Raw genomic sequence first — 21,856 nt, 5'->3', positions numbered from 1 at the left:
CCAAGGGGGTTACAGGTCCGCCGGAGTCGCGCGCAACGTCGCCTGCAACCAGTGCAGCACGCCCTCGGCCGCCGCCCGGCCGGTGGCGATGCCGGCCTGCAACAGGTAGCCGCCGGTCGGCGCCTCCCAGTCCAGCATCTCGCCGCAGGCGAACCAGCCGGGCAAGGCGCGCAGCATGAAGTGCTCGTCCATCGCCTCGCGCCGCACGCCGCCGGCGGTCGAGATGGCGCGGTCGAGCGCATCGGTGCCGACCAGCCGCAGCGGTACCGCCTTCAGCAGTGCCGCCAGCGCAGCCGGGTCGCGCGGGATCGGTCCGTCCAGCGCCGCCTCGCGCAGCAGTCCGATCGCCTGCGGTGGCAGGTTGAGCGCACGGCGCAGGCTGTTCGACAGGCTCTCCCGCGAGCGCACCCGCGCCAGCCGTGCGGCCAGGTCGTCCAGCGTCTGGTCCGGCCGCAGGTCGACCAGCAGCCGCACCGAGCCATCGCGTTCGATCGCATCGCGCAGCGGCGCCGACAGCGCATAGACGGCGCCGCCTTCGATCCCGCGCGCGGTCAGCATCAGGTCGCCCTCGGCCTGCGCCGGACCGCAGCGCAGGCCGACATGCTTGAGCGGCTGGCCGGCATGGCGGGCGGCGAAGATCTCCGACCACTGCACCAGCAGGCCGCAATTGGCCGGCCTGAACCGCGCCACGGCCACGCCGCGCGATGCCAGCAGCGGCGCCCAGCTGCCATCCGAGCCCAGCCGTGCCCAGCTCGCACCCCCGAGCGCCAGCAGCACGGCGTCCGCCGCGACCTCGGTGCCGTCCTCCAGCCTCAGGGCGCCCTGCTCGCCCCAGCCGGTCCAGCGCGCGCCGGTCCGCAGCACCACGCCCTGCGCCTCCAGGCGGCCAAGCCAGGCCCGCAGCAGCCCGGACGCCTTCATCGCGCGCGGAAAGACCCGCCCGCTGCTGCCGGTGAACAGCGGCTGACCGAGGCTCTCGGCCCAGGCGCGCAGATCGTCCGGCGCGAAGCCCTCGATGGCGGCGGCCAGCCAGTCGCGCCGGTCGCCGTAGCGGTCAAGGAACAACGGCAGCGGCTCGGAATGGGTGAGGTTGAGGCCGCCACGCCCGGCGATCAGCAGCTTGCGGCCCGGCGTGCGCATGCGCTCGTAGATCGTGACATCCAAGCCGCGCGCCGACAGGACCTCCGCCGCGGCAAGCCCGGCCGGCCCGGCGCCGATGATCGCAACCTGTCGCACCGCCGGCAGCCTCCCTATGCGGAGGCCGCTTCTGGTCGCATTCGATCGCGGGCGCAAGCGAACGTGAACCGGACCGCCGGGATGGCGTTTGCCACCAGACCTGAATTCCCTCCTGCTTTCCCGGCGGAACCGACCCCATGGCTGTGGCACTCGACCGGCTGATAAAAGGGATCGGCGTGCCGACCCTGCCGGCAGGGTGGCTGTCGTTCTGCTTCCGCACCTGGCTCGCCATCGTCCTGGCGCTCGCCGTCGCCTTCTGGCTGGAGCTCAGCTCCGCCGACTCCGCCGCCGTCTGCGTTGCCATCCTGGCGCAGCCGCTGCGCGGGCAGGCGATGTCGAAGGCGGTCTACCGCATGGCCGCAACCATCCTCGGCGCCGCCGTCGCCGTGGTGCTGTGCGCCCTGTTTCCGCAGAACCGCTTCCTGCTGCTCGGCGGCATCGGGCTCTGGGTTGCCGCCTGCACCGCTGCCGGAACCGTAACCCGCGACTTCCGGGCGTACGGCGCGATGCTTTCCGGCTACACCGTCGCCATCGTCGGGGTCGGCGTGATCGACGATCCGAACAACGCCTTCATCAGCGCCATGAGCCGCATCGCGGTCATTGCCGTCGGCGTCGCCGCCTCCACGCTGGTCAACGACGCGCTGCGTGCGCCGGATGCCTGGCAGCGGCTCACCGAGGGCCTGCGATACCAGGCGGACGCCGTGCAAAAGCTGTTCGAGGACGCTCTCGCCGGCAGGCCCATCCCGGACGACATGCAGTGCGCGGCGCTGGCGAACGCCATCCTGCAACTCGGCGGCCAGGCCAACTTCGCCCGCACCGAGCTGCAGGACGGCGCACTGCGGGCGGCGGGGGCGCGCAGCGTGATCGTGGCGCTGCTGGAGGTGCTGTCGGACAGCCGTGCCATCGCCGCCGCGCATCGCGCCGGGGATCTGCCGCCCGACTATGCCGCACGCGTCGAAGCGGCACGCACCGACGACGACGCGCTGGCAGCCCTCGCCGCCGACGCCCGCACCCCGGCGGAGGCGTTCCTCGTCGAGCGCACGCGGATGGCGGTGGCGCAGCGGGCGCTGATCGAGGATGGCATGCGCTCGCTCGCCACCGGCAAGGCGCCGATGCGCCGGGTCAGCCTCGCCACCCATGCCGACGTCTACGCCGCCCTGCTGAACGCCGCCCGCGTGCTGATCGCCTTCAGCCTGGCCGCAGGCTTCTGCATCCTGTCAGGCCTGCCCGACAGCACCCTGCTGCTGATCAACGTGTCGGCAATGTGTGCGCTGAGCTCGACCAACCCGAACCCGACCAGCTTTGCCTGGGGCGTGGTGATCGGGGCGCCGCTGGCCGTGGGGGTCGGCGCGGTGGTCACCTTCTTTCCGCTGACGCACGGCTCGGACATGGTGATCCTGGCGATGTCGCTGCTGCCGCCGGTGTTCCTCGGATGCGTGCTGAGCCTGATCCCACGGACCGGCACCATCGGCTTCATCATGCTGGTGTGGATGTTCATCGCCATCTCGCCCAGCAATCCGCAGAGCTTCGACCTCGGGACCTTCACCGAGAACGGCCTGCTGCTCATCCTTTCGAGTTTCATCGTGTTCCTGTCGATGGTGTTCCTGCTGCCGGCGTCGCCGCGGCGGCGCATCTTCCGGCTTGCGGACGCCATCGCGCTCGATCTCGAAACAGGTGCCGAAGGCGATCCGGCCACCCTGGTAAGCCGCCACTACGACCGCTTGGCGCAGGCCTGGAGCTGGATGCAGAAGCGACCGCAGACCACGGCGCGCCGGGCGGTGTTCTCGCGAATGACCGCGCTGGCACATCTGGGTGGCGCGATCGCGCGGGCGCGCCGGCATCTCGCCACCATCGGCCCCGGCGACCGGCTGGGCGGCCATGCCGAGGCCGCGCGGCAAGCGCTGGCGCAGCACGATCCGGCCGGCATGCGGGCGGCAGCGACGGCGCTGCTCGAGGGCGGCCATGACGCCCCGGACGTGCGTGACGATGCGGTGGGCGCCGCCTCCGGCCTGTACGGCGCAGCCGCCCTGCTGGACGCCAATGCGCGGATGCTGCGCCTGACCGGAGTGCTGCCGTGATGCGCGACATGCTGCTGAACCACATCGTCATCCGCCGGCATCTCGTCGATGTGGGCGGTGTATTGATCTCCAGCTTCGTGCTCGACGGCATCGTCGCACTCGCGATCCTGCTGGCGCTGCGCCCGCTGCTTGCACGCATCGGCTTCCAGCGTGTCGCCTGGAATCCACCGCTTGCCGAGATCGCGCTGCTGATCTGCATCTTCGGCGTCGTCACGCTGCTGTTCTGAGGAATACGATCGATGTTCAAACGCGCCAGGGTGGCCATGCGCGTGACCGCCACCCTGTTCCTGGTCGCCGTCGCGCTGGTCGTCGCCGGTGCGCTGTGGCGCTACTACACCGCGGCGCCATGGACGCGCGACGGCACCGTACGGGTGCAGGTCGCCAACATCGCGCCGCAGATCTCGGGTCAGATCACCGAGCTGCACGTCCATGATAACCAGGTGGTGCACAGGGGCGACGTGCTCTACGTGATCGACCCGTTCGATTTCCGGGTCTCGCTCGCGGAGGCGCAGGCAACCGCGCAGGAGCGTGACGACGACATGCGAAACAAGCAGGCCGAGGCGGCACGGCGCCAGGCTCTCACCACGCTCAGCACCTCGGTCGAGGAGAAGCAGACCTACCGCAACACCGCCGAGCAGGCCGCCGCCGCCTATGCCGCGGCGGTCGCGCAACTCAACCAGGCGAAGATCAATCTCGAGCGCACCAACGTACGCAGCACGGTGAATGGCGTGGTCACCAACCTGCTGATGCGGGTCGGCGACTACGCCACCACCGGCACCGCCAACGTGCAGGTGGTGGATACCGACAGCTTCTGGATCGACGGCTATTTCGAGGAGACCAAGCTGGGCGCGATCCACATCGGCGACCGGGCCGAGGCGTTGCTGATGGGCTACCGGCAGCCGGTGATCGGCCATGTGCAGAGCATCACGCTCGGCATCAGCAACGCCAACGCCACGCCATCGACGCAGGGCCTGCCTTCGGTCAATCCGGTCTACACCTGGGTCAGGCTGGCGCAGCGGGTGCCGGTGCGGATCCATATCGACACCATTCCGGGCGGCATCGTCCTGGTCGCCGGCATGACCGCGACGGTCGGCATCGTCGCGTCGCCGGCCACCCGGAACTAGGTCCGTCGCATCAAAGTGAGCGAACTGCCCGGATGAGATGCCGTTGGCCCGCCGACCGCATCATGCAGGCCGACGGAGCGACGCGATGACCACCATCAACCAGTATGCGATGCAGGATCCGCGCACGCAGTATCCGCAGCCGAAGTTCGACAAGCAGCCGCAGTCGGCGCCTGGACTGGCGCAGGACATGGATCCCAAGCCGGATCACGGCGAGGACAGCTACAAGGGATTTGGCCGGCTCGCCGGCCGCAAGGCGTTGATCACCGGTGCCGATTCCGGGATCGGGCGTGCCGTCGCCATCGCCTACGGCCGCGAGGGTGCTGACGTGGCGTTGAGCTACCTGCCCTCCGAGGAGAAGGACGCGCAGGAGGTCGTGGCCCTGCTGCGCGCCGCTGGAGTCAAGGCAGTGGCGCTGCCTGGCGACATCAGCGACGAGGCGTTCAGCAGCGGGCTGGTGCGCGAGGCGCATTCCTCGCTCGGCGGGCTCGACATCCTGGTCAACGTCGCCGGCAAGCAGACCGCGGTAAAGGAGATCGCCGACCTGACTACCGAGCAGTTCGAGGCGACCTTCCGCACCAACGTCACGGCGATGTTCTGGCTCTGCAAGGCCGCCATCCCGCTGATGAAGCCGGGTGCCACCATCATCAACACCACCTCGATCCAAGGCTACCAGCCCTCTCCGACGCTGCTGGACTACGCTTCCACCAAGGCCGCCATCATCGCCTTCACCAAGGCGCTGGCCAAGCAGGTGATCGAGAAGGGAATCCGGGTGAACGCGGTGGCTCCGGGTCCGTTCTGGACCCCGCTGCAGCCGAGTGGCGGCCAGCCGGCGGACGCCATCCCGGAATTCGGCTCGAAGACGCCGATCGGCCGGCCCGGCCAGCCCGCCGAGTGCGCACCGATCTACGTGCTGCTCGGCTCGCAGGAGAGCAGCTACGTCACCGCCGAGATCTACGGCGTCACCGGCGGCAACCACCTTCCCTGATCGGCACTCCGGCCCCCACGGTTTGTGAAGCTTCGAAGACGTAGCTTCCGACCACCTTGACCGGCTCCGTGTTCCCGCGATGGTGCGCGCGAATGCGGAGCCCGCAATTGCCACATCATCCGTACACCATCCCATACCGGCCGAAGGCTGATGTCCGCACCTGGCTCAGCCTGCTCGTCGCCAGCATCTGCGGAACCGCCTGCGGGGACTGGCTTGCCAATGATGCCGGCTTCGGGCTGCTGCAAGGCCTCGGCATCTTCGTGACGTTGCTGTGCCTGCTCGCGGCCCTGGTGCGCGGGACCACGATCAGCCGGGCGGCGCTGTATTGGACGGCTATCGTCCTGACACGGGGTGCGGCAACAAACCTCGCCGATCTCGCCACCCACCGTTCCGGCGTCGGCTACGGCGGCGTCCTGTGCATCCTTGCCCTGGTGCTGCTCGGTGTGCTCGCCATCGGCCGCGGCTGGTCCTCCAGATCCGGTACCGGCTACTGGCCTGCCATCCTGCTGGCGAGCACGCTCGGCACCGCCTCCGGCGACGGCATCGCCGACGGGCTGGGCCTCGGAGTATGGCCGGGCTCCGCCTGCATGACGCTGGTGCTGGGCGCCGTACTGTCCATCGGCTGGGCCTCCGCCAAGGGCTATGGCACCGCCTACTGGCTCGGCATCGTCGCCGTGCGCAGCGACGGGACCATGCTCAGCGACGGGTTGTCGCATCTTCCCGGGATCGGCCATGCAACGTGCGCCGTCGTCGCGGCGGTGCTGCTGCCCGCAACCCTGCTCATCGCGGCCCCGCGCCGCCGCGATCAGTGCGCGAGCAGGGCCAGCCTGGAGGGCGCGTTGCGCATGTCGTCCTCCGGCCCGCAATAGGAGAAGCGCAGGAACCCTTGCCCGCGTCCGGCATCGAAATCGACCCCCGGGGTCACCGCCACCCCGGTCTCGTCGAGGATGCGATTGGCAAAGCTCAGGCTGTCGCCGCTGCGCGCGGAAATGTCGGCATACAGGTAGAACGCGCCCTGCGCCGGCGACAGCGACGGGAAGCCGGCTCCCGGAAGGTGCTGCAGCAGGAAGTCGCGGCTGCGCCGGTAGCGCGACAGGTTGGCCGCGATCTCCGCGGTGCACGCGAACGCCGCCTCGGCTGCGACCTGGGACACATGCGGCGCACTGATGAACATGTTCTGCTTGAGCCGCTCGGCGGCGCCGACCAGGTCAAGCGGCAGCACCATCCAGCCGACCCGCCAGCCGGTCATGCTCCAGTATTTCGAGAAGCTGTTGATGACGATGGCGGTGTCGCTGAACGAGGCCGCGGTCGCCGCCGGCATCTCCCAGGTCAGGCCGTGATAGATCTCGTCGCTGACCAGGCGCACCCCATGGGTGTCGCACCACTGCGCCAGGACCGCGAGTTCGGTGGCAGCCAGCATGGTGCCGGCCGGATTGCAGGGCGACGCCACGATCAGTCCGTCCGGCAGGCCATCCTGCTCGGCCAGCTGCTCCAGCATGGCCACGGTCGGCTGGAACCGGGTGGCCTCGGTGGCCGGCAGCACCACCGGCACCATCCCGAGTGCGTGCAGGATGTTGAGGTAGGGCGGGTAGTACGGCGAGACCATCGCGATGCGGTCGCCGATGTCGAAGGCGGACAGGAAGGCCAGCAGGAAGCCACCGGACGCCCCGGTGGTGACTGCGATCCGTCCGGGTTCGACCGTCACGCCGTCGTAGAACGACGCGTAGTGCCGGCAGATCGCCTCGCGTAGCGAGCGCCGCCCGAACGCCTCGGTGTAGCCGAGCGGCTCCCCGGCCAGCATCGCCCGCGAGGCGGCCTCGACCGCGCCGCGCGGCGCCCCTGTGCCGGGCTGGCCGACCTCCATGTGGATGATCCCCGGAGCCCCGGCGGGCAGCGCCGCCTGGCGCGCATTGGCGCGGGCGATCACGTCCATCACCAGGAAGGGCGCGATCGCCGCGGCCGCGCCACGCTTGAGCATCAGGGCAGCATCCGGCCGGACGACAGCCAGGTCATGATCGATGCAATCATGCCCGGGCCTACTCGCTGCCGATGGCCAGTCCGGCGCCGCGCGGGTCGGTGACGCCGGCGCAACTGTTGCTGTCTCCTGGCAGGCCCTGCGGACAGGAGATCATGTTGACCCGGCCGGTGCGCGTCACCGGGTGCGACAGCGGCACGCCGCCCAGGACGTTGTGCATCCCGGCGGCAACCGCGGCGGCGGCCTCGTCCTGGCCGGAAGCGGCAACCGCGGCCCGGAAGCTCGGCCCGGAGGGGTTGCTGGCGATCGCCGCCGCCAGCAGCGGCGCCGGCACGCGCGCCGGCGATGCGGCGAGCAGGATGCCGGTATCGCCCGCGATGCGCCCGGTGCCGAACAGGTTGTTCATGCTGACGGCGCAGGTCACGGCGTTGCCGTTGCGGTCGAGTACGACGAAGCTGGTGGAGGCCGGCAACCGGCTCAGACCGGCTGCGGTAGGGAGCGGCGCCGACAGCATCGACTGCGCCTCCTCGGTCAGGTGGTCGCCGTTGCCCTGCCGCGCATGCCGGCTGCGCCACTCCGCGGCCGCCGCCTCCGAGACCGCGACGCCGTCGTCCTGGCCCCGGTCGAGCGCAGCGAACGCGGCCGCGGCCGCCAGGCCGCCATCCGCCGGCGGCGGCAGGAAGGCGATCTGCTCGTGTCCGTGATGAAGCAGCAGCGGCACGCGGCTGGTCGGCAGCGCGGCGCGCAACGATCCCTCGTCCAGACCGCCACCGGCCGCATTGGCGCCGGCGACCAGGTCGCGTGACAGCGCGCCGGTATAGAGGTCGCCTACGCCCGACAGGGCGATGCGGGCAAGGGTCTCCGACAGGGTCGACTGCACGAGTTCATCGCCGGACACCGGAACATGGCCATCGGCCCCGGTGGCGAAGATCGCGCGCGTCGCCGGATCGGCCAGCAGCGGTCCACTGACCGCGGCGAGGTCGAGGGCCAGCGCCCTCGACACGGTGATGCCGTTGCGCGCAAGGGCGGCGGCCGGACGGGTCAGCTCGTCGAAACCGACCGTGCCGTGCCGCGCCTGCAGGAGGAACAGGCCGCGCGCAAGCATCGGCACGGCGGCGGGGCGGTCGGCCTCGCTGCCACCCGGTCCGGGAACGGAGGTGAACAGGATCGCGTCCTGGTCGCCGTGCGCCGCATCGTAGGCGAGGCAGGCGCCGCCGGCTCCGAGCGAGGCCCGCGAGGGCAGCGTGACGGAGAGCGCCAGGCCGAGCGCGGTCGCCGCGTCGGCCGCGTCGCCGCCGCGGGCGAGGATGTCGCGCGCCACCAGCGCCGCACGCGGCTCGTCGGCCGCCACCTCGCCGATATAGCCGGTGAGATAAGGCGAGGATGGCCCGGTCACCAGCGACTTCACCTTCTCCACCGAGGCGCAGCCAGCCAGCAGGGACAGGCCGAGGCCCAGGGGAATGGTCTTGCGCACCGCCGTGCAAAACGTCTTGCGCAGGGCCGTGCCGGGCACGGGATGGACACTCGATGCCGTGCCCCGCACCGCAGGTCCGCACAGGTGCCGCGTCGAAATCCGCAAGGATCAACTCCCGTCGAGTGCAAGCGTCCGCAGCCGGGGCTGCGATCCCCGGCAGGCATTAGACGGCTTCTCGGATGACGGCAACTTGAGGCAACGGTGTTTGGGGCCTCGTGGGACGCATGCTAGAGCCGGGGCATGAGGTCAGCCGCCAGATCCGCCGTCCTGTTCACCAGCTTCCTGGTGGCTGCACCGCCCCTGCCGGCGCTTGCTCAGGGCGTGCCCGCCACCGCGCAGTTCACGCCGTCGCAGAGGCAGGAGATCATCGCCATCGTCCGCGATGCGCTGAAGAGCGATCCCTCCATCCTGAGCGATGCGATCGTCTCGCTGCGCGCCCAGGCGGATCATGCGCAGGCGGTGGACGCCCGTGCGGCGCTCGAGCGTGACCGCGCTGCCCTGGCGCCGGCAGCGGGCGACATGGTGATCGGACGGGGAAGCGTGACGCTGACCGAGTTCTACGATCCGCGCTGCCCGTACTGCCGCAAGGTGCTGCCGGATCTCGATCAGCTGGGTGCGTCGGATAGCCGGCTGCGGCTTGTCGAGAAGCTGATCCCGATTCTTGGTCCGGGCAGCGTGCTCGAAGCCAAGGCGATCGCGGCGGCAGGCCGCCAGCATCTCGCGTCAGCGCTGCAGCACGCCCTGATGAACGACAGCGCGGCACCGGATGAGACGCGGGTCATCGATCTCGCCCGACAGGCCGGCCTGGACACCGGACGCCTGCAGCGCGACATGACCGATCCGGCGATCCTCGCCGGACTGCAGAAGAACATCGCCCTGGCACAGGATCTCGGCATTACCGGCACGCCGAGCTTCGTGGTCGGCGACCGCATCATCCCGGGTGCGGTCGACCTGACCACCCTGCGTCAGGCCGTCGCCGCAGCCCGCGCCGGCTAGGCGTTGCCGCCCGGGTCGAGCCGGTAGCCGCCGCCTTCGGTCACCAGCAGGCAGGCGTTGGCCGGATCCGGCTCGATCTTCTGCCTGAGCCGGTAGATGTGGGTTTCCAGCGTATGGGTGGTGACTGCAGCGTTGTAGCCCCAGACTTCGTTGAGAAGCACCTGGCGCGGTACCGGACGCGTTCCGGCGCGATACAGGAACTTGAGGATCGCGGCTTCCTTCTCGGTAAGCCGGATGCGCCGGTTGCGTGCGGCCTCCTGCAGCAGCTTGGCCGATGGCCGAAAGGTATACGGCCCGATGCTGAAGACCGCGTCCTCGCTGTTTTCGAAGATGCGCATCTGCGCCCGCAGGCGGGCCAGCAGCTCGGCGATCCTGAACGGCTTGGCGACATAGTCGTTGGCGCCGGCGTCGAGGCCGCGCACCACGTCGCTCTCGTCGTCCGACCCGGTCAGCATGATGATCGGCATGCGCCGCCCCTGCCTGCGCAGATCCGAGCAGAAGTCCCGGCCGTCACCGTCGGGCAGCGTCACGTCGAGGATCAGCGCATCGAAGCGCGCACTGGTCCCGGCGAGCTTCTCGGTCGCGTCCGCCAGCGAGGCAGCCTGGTCGACCGTGAACTCCGCCTCGAGATGGAGTTGCTCGACCAGCGTCGACCGCAGGGCATCGTCGTCGTCGATAATAAGGATGGGGCGTTCACCCGCCATCGAAACCTCTTTCCATCGCCCGCCTGTGGGCACGTCTCTGAATGCCGGTCGCCACCCGTGCCAGGATCCTCCCGACAGCAGCCGATGGTCCGACGTCTGGTTGGGGCTCACAACGCAACCGGTTCGACTTCGATGGCACTCGTGCTACCAGACACACAATGTCGTGATGAAGTCATGCGCTGCAAGGGCTTCGGAAGCAGCCTGGACGGCACTGACACGGTTTCTTTCCTACCATCGAGGATGCCCCCATGCAGGTTGCCCCCACCGATCCCGGCAGGATCCGGATGCTCGGGCGCAGCGCAGGAGTATTGGAGTTCGGGCCGCGCATCCTGCGCTGCGTGCTCGGCGCCGGCGGCGTGAGCCTGCACAAGCAGGAGGGTGACGGCACCACGCCGGCCGGGCTGCATGCGCTGCGCCGGGTGCTGTATCGCGCCGACCGCATCGCCCTTCCGGCCGGCATCAGGCTGCCGCGCGAGCCGATCGCCCCGGACGATGGCTGGTGCGACGATCCCACCCATCGCGACTACAACCGGCAGGTGCGCCTGCCGCACGAGGCGCGGCACGAGCGGCTCTGGCGAGATGACGGGCTCTACGACCTGATGGCGGTGCTGGCCTACAACGACGACCCGGTGCAGCGCGGCAACGGCTCGGCGATCTTCCTGCATGTCGCGCGCGGGGACGAGGCGCCCACCGAGGGATGCGTCGCACTCGCGATGCCCGACCTGAGGTGGCTGCTGCAGAACGGGATGCAGGCGATCGAGGTTCCGGCGTAGCGACCGGGGCTCAGTGCCGGGTTGGCGGGCACCGGCAGGCGTCCGCCCAGGACCACGCGGAGGTTTCGCGACCCGGCTCGCCCGATCCCCCGGAGGCATCCCCGACAGGATCCTGGCGGGCGGAGCGGACCAGGCAGGGGAGCCGTTCCGCCATGTGCTCATGGGCGACCGTCTCGTCGACGACGGCGGCGAGGTAGAGTTCGTGGCGCGGATCGATGTCGTCCGGCATGACCCCGAGCAGCGGCACGCCCGGATTGTCGACCGCAAGCCGCAGGTGCGCGATCAGTTCGAGGACGGCGCTCACCGTCCCGGACAGGTCCACCACGACGAGGTCGGCGGCGTTCGTCGGCAGCCGCCCGCGATCAGCCGGCCTCAACGCCGCGGGCTCCGGCAGCACGTCATGCTCGTCGCCGATCAGCGCCTCGATGAAGCTGCGAACCAGGCAACCCGGCTGCGCGAACCTGCCTGCCAGCAGGACCCTGGCAGAGCTTTCGCTACGTCCGGCATGCACGCGACCATGGCTGCCCGGCATCGAGGCGCCTTCCGTTGTGGCACCCCGTTCCGCAGATCGTCTGGCGGCTGGGCGTCCGGCGACCATACCCTCTCGAGCGCCCCGGGGGAGTGGAAGACGAACCTCCCGCCCCATAACGAATCTGTGAGCATCACGCGCCGGTGGTGAAGGCCGCCGCGAAGAAGCCGTCGGTGCCGTGCAGCCGCGGCGTCAGGCTGATGACCGGATGGCCGTCCAGCGCGTCCACCTGCCGGAACTGCGGGTTCGCGGCGAGAAAGCCGCTCGCCTGCACCTCGTTCTCCTGCGGCAGCATCGAGCAGGTCGCATAGACCAGCCGGCCGCCGGGACGCAGCAGCCTGGAGGCATCCTGCAGGATCGCCGCCTGCTTGAGGGCGAGTTCCTCGAGGTCGCGCGGGCGCAGGCGCAGGCGGGCATCCGGATTGCGCCGCCAGGTGCCGGTGCCGGTGCAGGGCGCGTCGACCAGCACGCGGTCGAAGCTCGCCGCCCGCCGCTTGGCCCATTTGTCGCCCGCCACCAGCAGATGTCGCTCCACGTTGTGCACCCCCGCACGGCGCAGGCGGCGGACGGCGCCGTCGAGGCGCGGCTCCGATACGTCGCAGGCGACGATGTGGCCGCGGTTCTCCATGCTCATCGCGATCGCCAGCGTCTTGCCGCCGGCGCCGGCGCAGTAGTCCACCACCCGCATCTCCGGCGCGGCCTGCAAGGCAGCCACCACCAGCTGGCTGCCCTCGTCCTGGATCTCGACCAGCCCGTTGCGGAAGGCGGCGGTGGCGGTGACGTTCTGCCGTCCGCGCGCCCGCAGCCCCCAGGGCGACAGCGGCATCGGCTCGGTCTCGATCCCGGCTTCGGCCAGTGCCGCGGCAGCCTCATCCCGGGTGCCCTTCAGCAGGTTGACGCGCATGTCCAGCGGCGCCTGCCCGGTCATCGCCCCCAGCTCCGCCTCCAGCTCAGGCCCGAACCGCCCGGCCAGCAGCGGCAGCAGCCAGTCCGGCACCTCGTGGCGCACCGCGTCCGGCATGTCGGGATGCTCGATCGTATGGCCCTCGAGTGCACGCAGCACGCGCAGCTCGGCCGGCTCCAGGGTGTCGGGCGCATAGCGGCCGCCGGAATAGGCGCGCTGCAGTCCCTCGACCGGCCGGCCCTCCAGGATGGCGGCGGCGGCGGCAAGCAGCCTGGGCGTCGGGCTGCCCTCGCCGCGCTGCAGCCACCAGTCCAGACGGCGCCAGTGACGCAGCACGAACCAGACCCGGTCCGACACGTCGCGCCGGTCGCCGCCGCCGATATAGCGCCGATCGCGGAAGAAGCTGTTGGCCACCGCATCGGCCGGGCGACGCGGCGCCGCCTCGATCGCGGCGAGCAGGTCGATGGTGGCGGCGAGGCGTGCCGAGGGCGTCATGGAAGCTGTCCGGGGCTAGTCCTGGCGATAGTTTGGCGCCTCCCGGGTGATCGCCACGTCATGCACGTGGCTCTCGCGCAGCCCGGCTCCGGTGATGCGCCGGAACACCGCGCCGGTCTGCAGGGCGGCGATATCCGCGCTGCCGGTATAGCCCATGCCGGCACGCAGGCCGCCGACCAGCTGGTGCACCACCGCCGCCATGCCGCCCTTGAAGGCGACGCGCCCCTCGATGCCCTCGGGCACCATCTTCAGCGTGTCCTTGATCTCCTGCTGGAAATACCGGTCCGCCGACCCGCGCGCCATCGCGCCCAGGCTGCCCATGCCGCGATAGGATTTATACGAACGGCCCTGGTACAGGAACACCTCGCCCGGCGCCTCCTCGGTGCCGGCCAGCAGGCTGCCCACCATAACCACGTCGGCACCCGCCGCGATCGCCTTCACCAGGTCGCCGGACGTGCGTATGCCGCCGTCGGCGATCGCCGGCACTTCATGCTCGTGGCAGGCCGCCGCGGTCTCCATCACCGCGCTGAACTGTGGCACGCCGACGCCCGCCACCACGCGCGTGGTGCAGATCGATCCCGGCCCGATGCCGATCTTGACGCTGTCGGCGCCCGCCTCGATCAACGCAAGTGCGCCCTCCGGGGTGGCGACGTTGCCGGCCACCACCTGCACGTCGTTGGACGCCGACTTGATGCGCCCGACCGCCGCCAGCACGCCCGACGAGTGACCGTGCGCGGTGTCCACCACGATGACGTCGACGCCGGCCTCGATCAGCGCCTTCGCACGCAGGAACCCGTCCTCGCCGACACCGGTGGCGGCGCCGCAGCGCAGGCGCCCCATCTCGTCCTTGTTGGCAAGCGGGTACGCCACCGCCTTGTCCATGTCCTTGACCGTGATGATGCCGGTGCAGCGCCCCTGCCGGTCCACCACCAGCAGCTTCTCCAGCCGGTGCTTGTGCAGCAGGTGCCGCGCCTCCTCGGGCTCGGCGCCGTCGGTCACGGTGATCAGGTTGTCGCGCGTCATCAGCTCGTAGACGCGGCGCTCCGGGTCGGTCTCGAAGCGCATGTCGCGGTTGGTCAGGATGCCGACCAGCTTCTGGTCCGAGCGCTCGATCACCGGCAACCCGCTGATGCGGTTGCGCTTCATGATGGCGTGCACCTCGGCCAGCGTCTGGTCGGGGAACACCGTGACCGGGTTCACCACCATGCCGCTCTCGTAGCGCTTGACGCGCCGCACCTGCTGCGCCTGCTCGGCGATGTCGAGGTTCTTGTGGATGACGCCAAGTCCGCCCTGCTGCGCCATCGCGATCGCCATGCCGTCCTCGGTGACGGTGTCCATCGCCGAACTGACCAGCGGGATGTTGAGCGCGATGCGGCGGGTCAGGCGGGTGCGGGTGTCGGTGGCCGACGGGAGGACCTGGGAGTAGCCGGGCTCGACCAGGACGTCGTCGAAGGCGAGCGCCTCGCGTATGCGCTCGCGGGACGGCCCCGGGGATTGCGGGATGCCGGTGGTGGTGTGGAAGGGCACTGACATCGCGGGGCTCTCCTGACAGGGGGGCGTTCCCGACCTGCCGGAGGCATGTGACCCCAGCCGCCGCAGGCAATTGTCCCTTGGCGGGTCCCCTTACCTTTCCGCGCTGCGGCATGCAAGCTTGCGGAAACGACACCTGAGGGGGGTCCCCATGCTCGAACGGCTGTTCTCGCTCAAGGCGCACGGCACCACCCCCCGCATCGAGGTGATGGCTGGCCTGACCACCTTCCTGACCATGGCCTACATCATGTTCATCAACCCGAGCATCCTGGGCGATGCCGGGATGCCGAAGGGCGCGGTATTCGTCGCCACCTGCCTGGTCGCCGCCATCGGCTCGCTGGTGATGGCGCTGCACGCGAACTATCCGATCGCGCTCGCGCCAGGCATGGGACTGAACGCCTACTTCGCCTACGTGGTGGTGCTCGGCATGGGCTACCGCTGGCAGGAGGCGCTGGGTGCGGTGTTCATCTCCGGCGTGCTGTTCCTGCTTATCACGCTGCTGCGGTGGCGGAGCCTGATCGTCGAGGGCATCCCGGCCTCGCTGCGGATCGCGATCACCGTCGGCATCGGCCTGTTCCTGGCGATGATCGCCCTGCGCAACGCCGGCATCGTGGTGTCCAGCCCGGCCACCTCGGTCACGCTGGGCGACATGCACCGCCCGGGCGCGATCCTCGCCGTCGTGGGTTTCCTGGTGGTGGCGGTGCTGTCCGCCCGCCGGGTGCGCGGCGCCCTGCTGATCGGCATCCTGGCGGTGACCGTGCTGAGCTTCCTGGTCGCCGGCAACCGGTACGCCGGCCTCGTCTCGCTGCCGCCCTCGATCGCCCCCACCCTGTTCGCGCTCGACATACGCGGCGCGCTGTCGAAGGGGCTGCTCAACGTCGTGCTGGTGTTCTTCCTGGTCGAGCTGTTCGACGCCACCGGCACGCTGATGGGCGTGGCAGCCCGCGCCGGCCTGCTCGACAGCCGGCGCATCGAGAACGGCAGCGCGCAGGCGGAGCGCTTCAACCGCGCGCTGCTGGCCGACAGCAGCGCGATCTTCCTGGGCTCGCTGCTCGGCACCTCGAGCACCACCGCCTACCTGGAGAGCGCCGCCGGCGTACAGGCGGGCGGCCGCACCGGCCTCACCGCGGCGACGGTGGCGGTGCTGTTCCTGGCCTGCCTGTTGCTGTCGCCGCTGGCCGGCTCGGTGCCGCCCTACGCGACCGCGCCCGCCCTGTTCTACGTCGCCTGCCTGATGCTTCGCGAACTTGCGGCGCTGGACTGGGACGACGTCACCGAGATCATTCCCGCGGTGGTGACCGCGTTGCTGATGCCGTTCACCTACTCGATCTCGAACGGCATCTCGTTCGGCTTCATCACCTATGCGGCGCTCAAGCTGCTGACCGGCCGGGCGGCGGAGGTAAAGCCGGTCGCCTGGGTCATCGCGGCCTTGTTCCTGTTCAAGTTCGTGCACGCAGGCGCCGCCGGGTGAGCCAGGGTCGACGCCGGAAATCCCCCGACCGCCGGCACGCAGCCCGCACCCCCGGTCAATGCGACGTGTGGCTGCCGCGGTCGAAGGACAGCAGCGCCTCGAAGGCGTCGGCCGGGCAGGGTCGCGCAAACAGGTAGCCCTGGCCCTCCTGGCACCCCATGGCACTGAGCAGCTTCGCCTGCGCCTCGGTCTCGATGCCTTCGGCGCACACGCGCATCTCCAGGCGCTGGCCAAGGGTGGCAACCGCCTCGACGATCGCGGTCGCGCCGACATCGCTCGACATGTTGGCGACGAAGCTGCGGTCCACCTTGATCTTGCTGAACGGAAACCGCCGCAGATAGCTCATGCTCGAGTAGCCGGTGCCGAAATCATCGAGCACCACGCCGATGCCGAGCGCGCGCAGCCCGGACAGGGTGGCAAGCGTCGCCAGGCTGTCGTGCAGCAGCAACCCCTCGGTGATCTCGAGTTCCAGCCGGTGCGGCGGCAGCCCGGTCGCTGCCAGCACCTCGGTCACCTGCTCGACCAGTCCCGGCTGCCGCACCTGCACCGGCGACAGGTTCACCGCCAGCCGCACATCCGGCCAGCGCGCCGCCTGCGCGCACCCGGTACGCAGCGCCCAGGCGCCCAGTTCGCCGATCAGTCCCGACGTTTCGGCAAGTGCCACGAACTCCGCGGTCGGCATCATGCCGTGCTCCGGATGCCGCCAGCGCAGCAGCGCCTCGGCGCCGATGATGCGCCGCCGGTCGAGCGTGACGATGGGCTGGAAATGCAGCTCCAGATCACCGTTCGCTAGGGCCCTGCGCAGCTGCCGTTCCGCCTCGTGATGCCGCGCCAGCGCCGCGTGCATGCCGTCCTGGAAGAACCGGTACGTGCTCTGCCCCTCGCTCTTGGCCTGGTAGAGCGCGACATCGGCCTGGCGCAGCAGCAGCGCCGGCTCCGCATCCGCATCCAGCCGCGAACAGATCGTGATGCCGACACTGACACCGATGCGGGATACCCGCGCGTCCAGCAGGATCGGCTCCGAGACGGCGTCGATCACCCGGCGCGCGACGTCGGACGCCTGCTCGGGCGAGTGCAGGTCTTCGAGCAGGATCGCGAACTCGTCGCCACCGAGCCGTGCCACGGTGTCGCGGCCACGCAGGCAGTGCGCGATGCGACGGGTCACCTGGCGCAGGATCTCGTCGCCGCCGGCATGGCCGAGGGTGTCGTTGGCGATCTTGAAATCATCCAGATCGAGGAACATGACGGCCAGCAGCGGGTCCTCGATGGCCGCGGCCTCCGGGCCGTCGGCTTCCGGCGTCCAATCGTCCGGCTCGTGGCTCCGGGGGCTGCGGAGCGCCACCAGCGCATGCTCCAGCCGTTCGGTGAACAGGCTGCGGTTGGCGAGGCCGGTCAACGCATCATGATGCGCCATGTGGCGGACGCGCGCCTCTGCGAGGCAGCGCTCGGTGACATCCTCCACGGTCGCCACCCAGCCGCCGCCTGGTGTCGGCTCGTTGTGGATGACGTGCACGCGGCCGTTGCGCAGCGTCACCTCGGCGTCGTACGCCTGCCCTGCCAGTCCGGCCTCCTCGCGCATGCGGGCATAGTCGGCGGCGGCCATGTTCGGACCGGTCCCGGCTGCGCAGCGCAGCTCGATCAGTTCGATGACGCTCATGCCGACATACAGGCCGCCATCGTCGAGGTTGTACAGGCTCTCGAACGCGCGGTTGTACATCACGAGCTTGCCCCGGCTGTCGAAGACGCACAGCCCGAACCGTACATGGTCGAGTGCCAGGTCGCGCAGATCGCCCTCCGCCGACGGCGCCTGATCGCACCCTTCGATGGAGCCCACGCTTCGCATTCCGACGCGCACGCCGGCGCCACCTGGACGGATTGCCGTCCCGGATCGCATCATGCTGGCCATCGGGCACAAAAACTCCCGGTTCTGGCAATCGTCTCGACGTCGCGACGACACCCGGTTATATTCTCGAAATATAGCCTAGCCTCAAGTCTTGCGCCCCACCATTCAGGCTTGTCAAGCTTTGCGCACGAAACAACGACTTTTCTTGATCTCCGATTACTCGGCGATTGGCTCAGGACTCTCGCAAAGCTCTCATGCATTGGTAATGCGCTCGATATTTTGCCGAAATGAGACGACGTTTCGCTGCCGCAGCCTGGACGGCCCGGTCCAGGCCCTGCGCAGCGTGCTGGGCGGCATCGCGCCAGGCGAGGCGAACCGGGGTGCGCCCGGCGCGCTGCTGCCGGCATGACCGATCTCGCCGACGCCACTCCCTCGAAGGCCGCTTCCCTCACCGTCTGGTTCGACGGCGGCTGCCCGCTCTGCCGGCGCGAGGTGGCGCTGATGCGCCGGCTCGACCGGGCGCACGCCATCGACTTCCGCGACGTCTCGCGCGGCGATGCCGGGGCCGCCTGTCCGCTCGATCGCGCCACGCTGCTGGAGCGCTTCCATGCCGAGGAGGATGGCAGGCTGCTGTCCGGTGCGGCAGCGTTCGCGGCGATGTGGCGCGCGATCCCGCCGCTGCGGCCGCTTGGCCTGGTCGCCCGGAACCCTCTGGTGCTGGCGCTGCTGGAACGCCTGTACATCCGCTTCCTGCGCATACGGCCGCGGCTCGCCCGCTGGCTGCGCCGGCTGGAACCAGCGCGACCGGCCTGAGGGAGGGGATGCACGCTGCGGCACAGGCCGGTCACGCGGACCGCGCCACGGACGGGGTCGACCAGCCGAACGGGCGCTGCAGCCGGGCGCTCGCGGTGGCGGCATCCATCGCATGCGCCACCAGCCAGCCTTGCATCGCCTCGCAGCCGGATGACGCGATGACCGACCACTGCGCCTCGGTTTCGCACCCCTCGGCAATGACACGCAGATCGAGCGTGCGCGCCAGGGCGACGATGGCGCAGAAGAAGCGATCCGAGCGCAGGCCGGAGCCGAGCGACGACACGAAGCTGCGGTCGATCTTCACGAAATCCACCGGCAGGCTCTGCAGGTAGGCCAGCGACGAGTAGCCGGTGCCGAAATCGTCTACCGCAACGGTCGCGCCCAGTTCGCGCAGCAGATGCAATTCACGTACGCAGGCCTCGTGCATCAGCGCGCTTTCGGTGACCTCGAGGCAGATCGCCTCGCCAGGGACCTGCTCTGCCGCCAGGATCGCCGCCAGCAGGGTGCTGAACGATCCCTCGCCGAGCTGCAGCGCCGAGATGTTGATCGACATCCTCAGCGCCGGGCGCAGCCGCCGCCAAAGGCCGATCTGGCGTATCGCCCCGGACAGCACCCATTCGCCGATCCGCGATATCAGCCCGGCCTGCTCGGCGCGCGGGATGAACTCGACCGGCGACACCCAGCCGCGATCCGGATGGCGCCAGCGCACCAGCGCCTCGAAGCCGCACAGCGTCCGGTCGGGCACCGTCACCAGCGGCTGGTAGTGGATCTCCAGTTCGTTGGCGGCGACAGCGCGGAACAGGTCCTGCTCGGTCTGCATGTCGGTCAGCACGGCTGCGTGGAGGTGCGGCTGGAACCGTACCGCGCGGCCGCCGCCCTGGCGCTTGGCGGCATACATCGCGGCGTCGGCCTCGCGCAGCAGCGCATCCGGCCCGTCCGGAATGCCGCAGGCGATTCCGATGCTGGCGCTCGCATGGCGCGGCCGTCCCTGCAGCGTCACCGGGCGCGCCAGTTCCTGCACCAGCACCTGCGCCAGCCGCTCCGCCTCGTCCGCCCCGGCGCCGGGCCAGAAGATCACGAATTCATCGGCGCCCAGGCGCCCCGCGATGCTGCCGCCTGGCGCGAAATGGCGCAGCCGCGCAGCCATCTGGATCAGCATGTCATCGCCGCTCGCATGACCGAGCGTGTCGTTGATCGCCTTGAACCGGTCGAGGTCGAACGACAGCAGGGCGGCGCGCGGATGGAGCTGCTCCAGGCGCCAGCGCTCGAGATGCGCTTCCACGGTGCGCCGGTTGGCGAGGCTGGTGAGCGGATCGTAGGCCGAGAGCTGCGCGAGCTGCGCCTCCGCCTGGCGCAGCAGCGCGCCGGTGATGGTGCGGCGCAGATCGCGCGCCACCTGCAGGTCGGTCGCGGTCCACGGCTCGCTCCGGCCGCGCAGCTGCTCGCTCCAGACCACCAGCGAAGTGGACGGCCCGGCCAGCGTGAGTGCGACCGGGGCAACCTTGCTGCTGCCGCCGCTGCCGTCGTCAGGCCTTGGATCGCTGCCCCATTGCACCAGCCGCACCTGCTCGGGGCGGAACCAGGCGATGCCGTCCTCCGGGCTGTTGGTGATCGGCATCAACAGGATGCCGCTGGCGGTGGGCGCGCAATCCTCGGCCAGGCCACCCGCGAGCCCGGCCTGGTCGAGGCCGACGATCTCCTCGCCATGATCGCGGCGTAGCGTGGCGATCATCCGCGACGCCGCCGCGAGATCGGGGGTGTCGCCGATCAGGCTGGAATTGCCGCCGCAGCGAACCAGCGCGCCGGTTGCCCGCATCAGCTCCAGCACGTCGGCGGCGTTGCGCCGCAATCCCTCGGCCACGCCGGCGCTCGCCTCGATGCCGGCGCGCAGGCTCGCGATCGCGTAGTGACGGCGCAGCCGTTCGGCGAGTTCCTCGGTTTCCGTGACCCGCAGCAGCAGCACCGAGATCAGCTGTCCGATGACGTCGCAGAGCCCGCGCATCTCGGCATCGACCGCAAGCGGGGTCAGGTGCTGGCAGATCATCAGGCCCCACAGCACGTTCTCGCGCAGCAGCGAGATGGTCAGCGAGGCTTTGACGCCCTGCTGGCGGAGATGGTCGAGATGGACCTGCGGGATGCCGCGCAGGGCGCAGAAGGTCATGTCCAGGCCATTTACCGGGCCGGCGCCGTCCGCCGCGAGCAGCGCGGACGGCCGGTAGCCGGCGTCCGGGATGCCGCGGACACGCTGCAACAGGTACAGCCGGCGCGCCGGCTCGGTGATCTCGCTTGCCGGGTAGCGCAGCTGCAGGCTGCCTGGCAGGCCCGGGATGCGATCCTCTGCGATGATCGTGCCCTGGCCGTCATCGTCGAAGCGGTAGACCAGTACGCGATGAAAGCCGACCAGCTGCCGGATCTGGCGCACCGCGCTGTCGCAGAGCTGTTCCACCGTCTCCGACCGTCGCAGGCTGGCGATGATCGACGGCGCCAGCGACAGTGGCCCGGCATGATCCTCGATCAGTGGCGCGTCCTCGAGTTCCACCATCAGCCGCCCCTGGTGGCGGTGCGCCACGATCTTGCGGCGCGGCCGGATCGGGATCGGCAGCATCAGGGAGAGGACGTTCGAGGGGGCGTAGGTCTCGCTGCCGAGCAGGAGTTCGAACGAGGCGGTGGCGGCCGTCCCGAACAGCTGGCCGAGGTCGGCGCCGAGCAGGCGGTCGGCAGCGATCCCGAGCGAGGTTTCGATATTGTCGCTGACATGGCTGATGCGGGTCTGCTGCGGAAAGGTCGCCACCAGCACCCCGTGCGGCTGCACATGGCCGGGCGCGTAGATCGGCGCCGTCGCGCAGTCCGGCGTGTCAGGACCCAAGGCGGCGGCCCCGGCGCGGGTGACGATGGCGGTCAGCTATCAGCAAGTGGCGGTGCCTGT

At 70.1% G+C, this 21,856-nt stretch carries 18 protein-coding genes; 9 read left to right on the top strand and 9 right to left on the bottom strand.

What is annotated here, in order from left to right:
• Positions 1–9: 9 nt before the first annotated feature.
• Positions 10–1,236, bottom strand: coding sequence for a TIGR03862 family flavoprotein (locus FE263_RS05520; protein WP_138324992.1), 1,227 nt, complete (start codon positions 1,234–1,236; stop codon positions 10–12).
• A gap of 137 nt (positions 1,237–1,373) precedes the next feature.
• Between FE263_RS05520 and FE263_RS05515 the strand changes: the two genes are divergently transcribed.
• The 5 genes from FE263_RS05515 to FE263_RS05495 all read left to right on the top strand — a co-directional run bounded on the left by FE263_RS05515 (position 1,374) and on the right by FE263_RS05495 (position 6,292).
• The gene (locus FE263_RS05515; RefSeq protein WP_138324991.1) at positions 1,374–3,314 is read left to right on the top strand and encodes an FUSC family protein; all 1,941 of its coding nucleotides are present in this window, start codon (positions 1,374–1,376) and stop codon (positions 3,312–3,314) included.
• Positions 3,314–3,541: a DUF1656 domain-containing protein gene (locus FE263_RS05510; protein ID WP_240759042.1), complete on the top strand. Its 228-nt coding sequence runs from the start codon at positions 3,314–3,316 to the stop codon at positions 3,539–3,541. Before FE263_RS05515 ends, FE263_RS05510 begins: the two co-directional genes overlap by 1 nt.
• A gap of 12 nt (positions 3,542–3,553) precedes the next feature.
• On the top strand, positions 3,554–4,438 hold the full coding sequence (locus FE263_RS05505) for a biotin/lipoyl-binding protein (protein ID WP_138324990.1): 885 nt from the start codon (positions 3,554–3,556) through the stop codon (positions 4,436–4,438).
• Between the two features lie 85 nt (positions 4,439–4,523).
• The gene (locus FE263_RS05500) at positions 4,524–5,423 is read left to right on the top strand and encodes an SDR family oxidoreductase (RefSeq protein WP_138324989.1); all 900 of its coding nucleotides are present in this window, start codon (positions 4,524–4,526) and stop codon (positions 5,421–5,423) included.
• Positions 5,424–5,530: 107 nt separating this feature from the next.
• On the top strand, positions 5,531–6,292 hold the full coding sequence (locus tag FE263_RS05495; RefSeq protein WP_171033968.1) for a COG4705 family protein: 762 nt from the start codon (positions 5,531–5,533) through the stop codon (positions 6,290–6,292).
• On the opposite strand, the gene FE263_RS05490 is transcribed toward FE263_RS05495, so the two are convergent.
• Both FE263_RS05490 and FE263_RS05485 read right to left on the bottom strand, forming a co-directional pair.
• Positions 6,229–7,401, bottom strand: coding sequence for a pyridoxal phosphate-dependent aminotransferase (locus FE263_RS05490; protein ID WP_171033967.1), 1,173 nt, complete (start codon positions 7,399–7,401; stop codon positions 6,229–6,231). The two genes, FE263_RS05495 and FE263_RS05490, sit on opposite strands and share 64 nt — an antisense overlap.
• A 58-nt stretch (positions 7,402–7,459) precedes the next feature.
• Positions 7,460–8,911 carry a gamma-glutamyltransferase gene (locus FE263_RS05485; RefSeq protein WP_240759040.1) on the bottom strand — a complete coding sequence of 484 codons (1,452 nt, stop codon included), beginning with the start codon at positions 8,909–8,911 and terminating at the stop codon, positions 7,460–7,462.
• A 201-nt stretch (positions 8,912–9,112) separates the two neighbouring features.
• Between FE263_RS05485 and FE263_RS05480 the strand changes: the two genes are divergently transcribed.
• Complete coding sequence (locus FE263_RS05480; protein ID WP_138324986.1) at positions 9,113–9,868, top strand: DsbA family protein; 756 nt, start codon at positions 9,113–9,115, stop codon at positions 9,866–9,868.
• Here the strand turns inward: FE263_RS05480 and FE263_RS05475 are convergent.
• Positions 9,865–10,572, bottom strand: coding sequence for a response regulator transcription factor (locus tag FE263_RS05475; RefSeq protein WP_138324985.1), 708 nt, complete (start codon positions 10,570–10,572; stop codon positions 9,865–9,867). The genes FE263_RS05480 and FE263_RS05475 overlap by 4 nt on opposite strands.
• Positions 10,573–10,820: 248 nt before the next feature.
• On the opposite strand from FE263_RS05475, the gene FE263_RS05470 reads away from it, so the two are divergent.
• A complete protein-coding gene (locus FE263_RS05470) occupies positions 10,821–11,345 on the top strand; it encodes a L,D-transpeptidase family protein (RefSeq protein WP_408886148.1) in 525 nt (174 codons plus the stop codon).
• Positions 11,346–11,355: 10 nt separating this feature from the next.
• On the opposite strand, the gene FE263_RS05465 is transcribed toward FE263_RS05470, so the two are convergent.
• The 3 genes from FE263_RS05465 to guaB all read right to left on the bottom strand — a co-directional run bounded on the left by FE263_RS05465 (position 11,356) and on the right by guaB (position 14,806).
• Positions 11,356–11,877 (bottom strand): hypothetical protein, encoded by a 522-nt coding sequence (locus tag FE263_RS05465; RefSeq protein ID WP_138324984.1) that lies wholly within the window; start codon positions 11,875–11,877, stop codon positions 11,356–11,358.
• A 130-nt stretch (positions 11,878–12,007) separates the two neighbouring features.
• Positions 12,008–13,273 carry an RsmB/NOP family class I SAM-dependent RNA methyltransferase gene (locus FE263_RS05460; protein WP_138324983.1) on the bottom strand — a complete coding sequence of 422 codons (1,266 nt, stop codon included), beginning with the start codon at positions 13,271–13,273 and terminating at the stop codon, positions 12,008–12,010.
• A 15-nt stretch (positions 13,274–13,288) separates the two neighbouring features.
• A complete protein-coding gene (gene guaB, locus FE263_RS05455) occupies positions 13,289–14,806 on the bottom strand; it encodes an IMP dehydrogenase (RefSeq protein ID WP_138324982.1) in 1,518 nt (505 codons plus the stop codon).
• Between the two features lie 148 nt (positions 14,807–14,954).
• On the opposite strand from guaB, the gene FE263_RS05450 reads away from it, so the two are divergent.
• Positions 14,955–16,274, top strand: a complete 1,320-nt coding sequence (locus tag FE263_RS05450; RefSeq protein ID WP_138324981.1) for an NCS2 family permease — start codon at positions 14,955–14,957, stop codon at positions 16,272–16,274.
• Between the two features lie 55 nt (positions 16,275–16,329).
• Here FE263_RS05450 and FE263_RS05445 read toward each other — a convergent pair whose 3' ends face one another.
• Positions 16,330–18,108: a putative bifunctional diguanylate cyclase/phosphodiesterase gene (locus FE263_RS05445; protein WP_171033966.1), complete on the bottom strand. Its 1,779-nt coding sequence runs from the start codon at positions 18,106–18,108 to the stop codon at positions 16,330–16,332.
• 414 nt (positions 18,109–18,522) lie between these two features.
• On the opposite strand from FE263_RS05445, the gene FE263_RS05440 reads away from it, so the two are divergent.
• The gene (locus FE263_RS05440; protein WP_138324979.1) at positions 18,523–18,930 is read left to right on the top strand and encodes a thiol-disulfide oxidoreductase DCC family protein; all 408 of its coding nucleotides are present in this window, start codon (positions 18,523–18,525) and stop codon (positions 18,928–18,930) included.
• Between the two features lie 31 nt (positions 18,931–18,961).
• Here FE263_RS05440 and FE263_RS05435 read toward each other — a convergent pair whose 3' ends face one another.
• Positions 18,962–21,796: a bifunctional diguanylate cyclase/phosphodiesterase gene (locus FE263_RS05435; protein ID WP_138324978.1), complete on the bottom strand. Its 2,835-nt coding sequence runs from the start codon at positions 21,794–21,796 to the stop codon at positions 18,962–18,964.
• Positions 21,797–21,856: the final 60 nt, after the last annotated feature.

The sequence above is a fragment of the Lichenicoccus roseus genome (assembly GCF_005844085.1).
Classification (GTDB): domain Bacteria; phylum Pseudomonadota; class Alphaproteobacteria; order Acetobacterales; family Acetobacteraceae; genus Lichenicoccus; species Lichenicoccus roseus.
This window is presented reverse-complemented; position numbering and strand designations above follow the sequence as displayed.

Excerpts from the sequence above, each read along its gene's own strand:
- FE263_RS05515 (WP_138324991.1), top strand. The coding sequence starts at position 1,374 with ATGGCTGTGGCACTCGACCGGCTGATAAAAGGGATCGGCGTGCCGACC.
- FE263_RS05510 (WP_240759042.1), top strand. The coding sequence starts at position 3,314 with ATGCGCGACATGCTGCTGAACCACATCGTCATCCGCCGGCATCTCGTC.
- FE263_RS05505 (WP_138324990.1), top strand. The coding sequence starts at position 3,554 with ATGTTCAAACGCGCCAGGGTGGCCATGCGCGTGACCGCCACCCTGTTC.
- FE263_RS05500 (WP_138324989.1), top strand. The coding sequence starts at position 4,524 with ATGACCACCATCAACCAGTATGCGATGCAGGATCCGCGCACGCAGTAT.
- FE263_RS05490 (WP_171033967.1), bottom strand. The coding sequence starts at position 7,401 with ATGCTCAAGCGTGGCGCGGCCGCGGCGATCGCGCCCTTCCTGGTGATG.
- FE263_RS05480 (WP_138324986.1), top strand. The coding sequence starts at position 9,113 with ATGAGGTCAGCCGCCAGATCCGCCGTCCTGTTCACCAGCTTCCTGGTG.
- FE263_RS05475 (WP_138324985.1), bottom strand. The coding sequence starts at position 10,572 with ATGGCGGGTGAACGCCCCATCCTTATTATCGACGACGACGATGCCCTG.
- FE263_RS05470 (WP_408886148.1), top strand. The coding sequence starts at position 10,821 with ATGCAGGTTGCCCCCACCGATCCCGGCAGGATCCGGATGCTCGGGCGC.
- FE263_RS05465 (WP_138324984.1), bottom strand. The coding sequence starts at position 11,877 with ATGCCGGGCAGCCATGGTCGCGTGCATGCCGGACGTAGCGAAAGCTCT.
- FE263_RS05460 (WP_138324983.1), bottom strand. The coding sequence starts at position 13,273 with ATGACGCCCTCGGCACGCCTCGCCGCCACCATCGACCTGCTCGCCGCG.
- guaB (WP_138324982.1), bottom strand. The coding sequence starts at position 14,806 with ATGTCAGTGCCCTTCCACACCACCACCGGCATCCCGCAATCCCCGGGG.
- FE263_RS05450 (WP_138324981.1), top strand. The coding sequence starts at position 14,955 with ATGCTCGAACGGCTGTTCTCGCTCAAGGCGCACGGCACCACCCCCCGC.
- FE263_RS05440 (WP_138324979.1), top strand. The coding sequence starts at position 18,523 with ATGACCGATCTCGCCGACGCCACTCCCTCGAAGGCCGCTTCCCTCACC.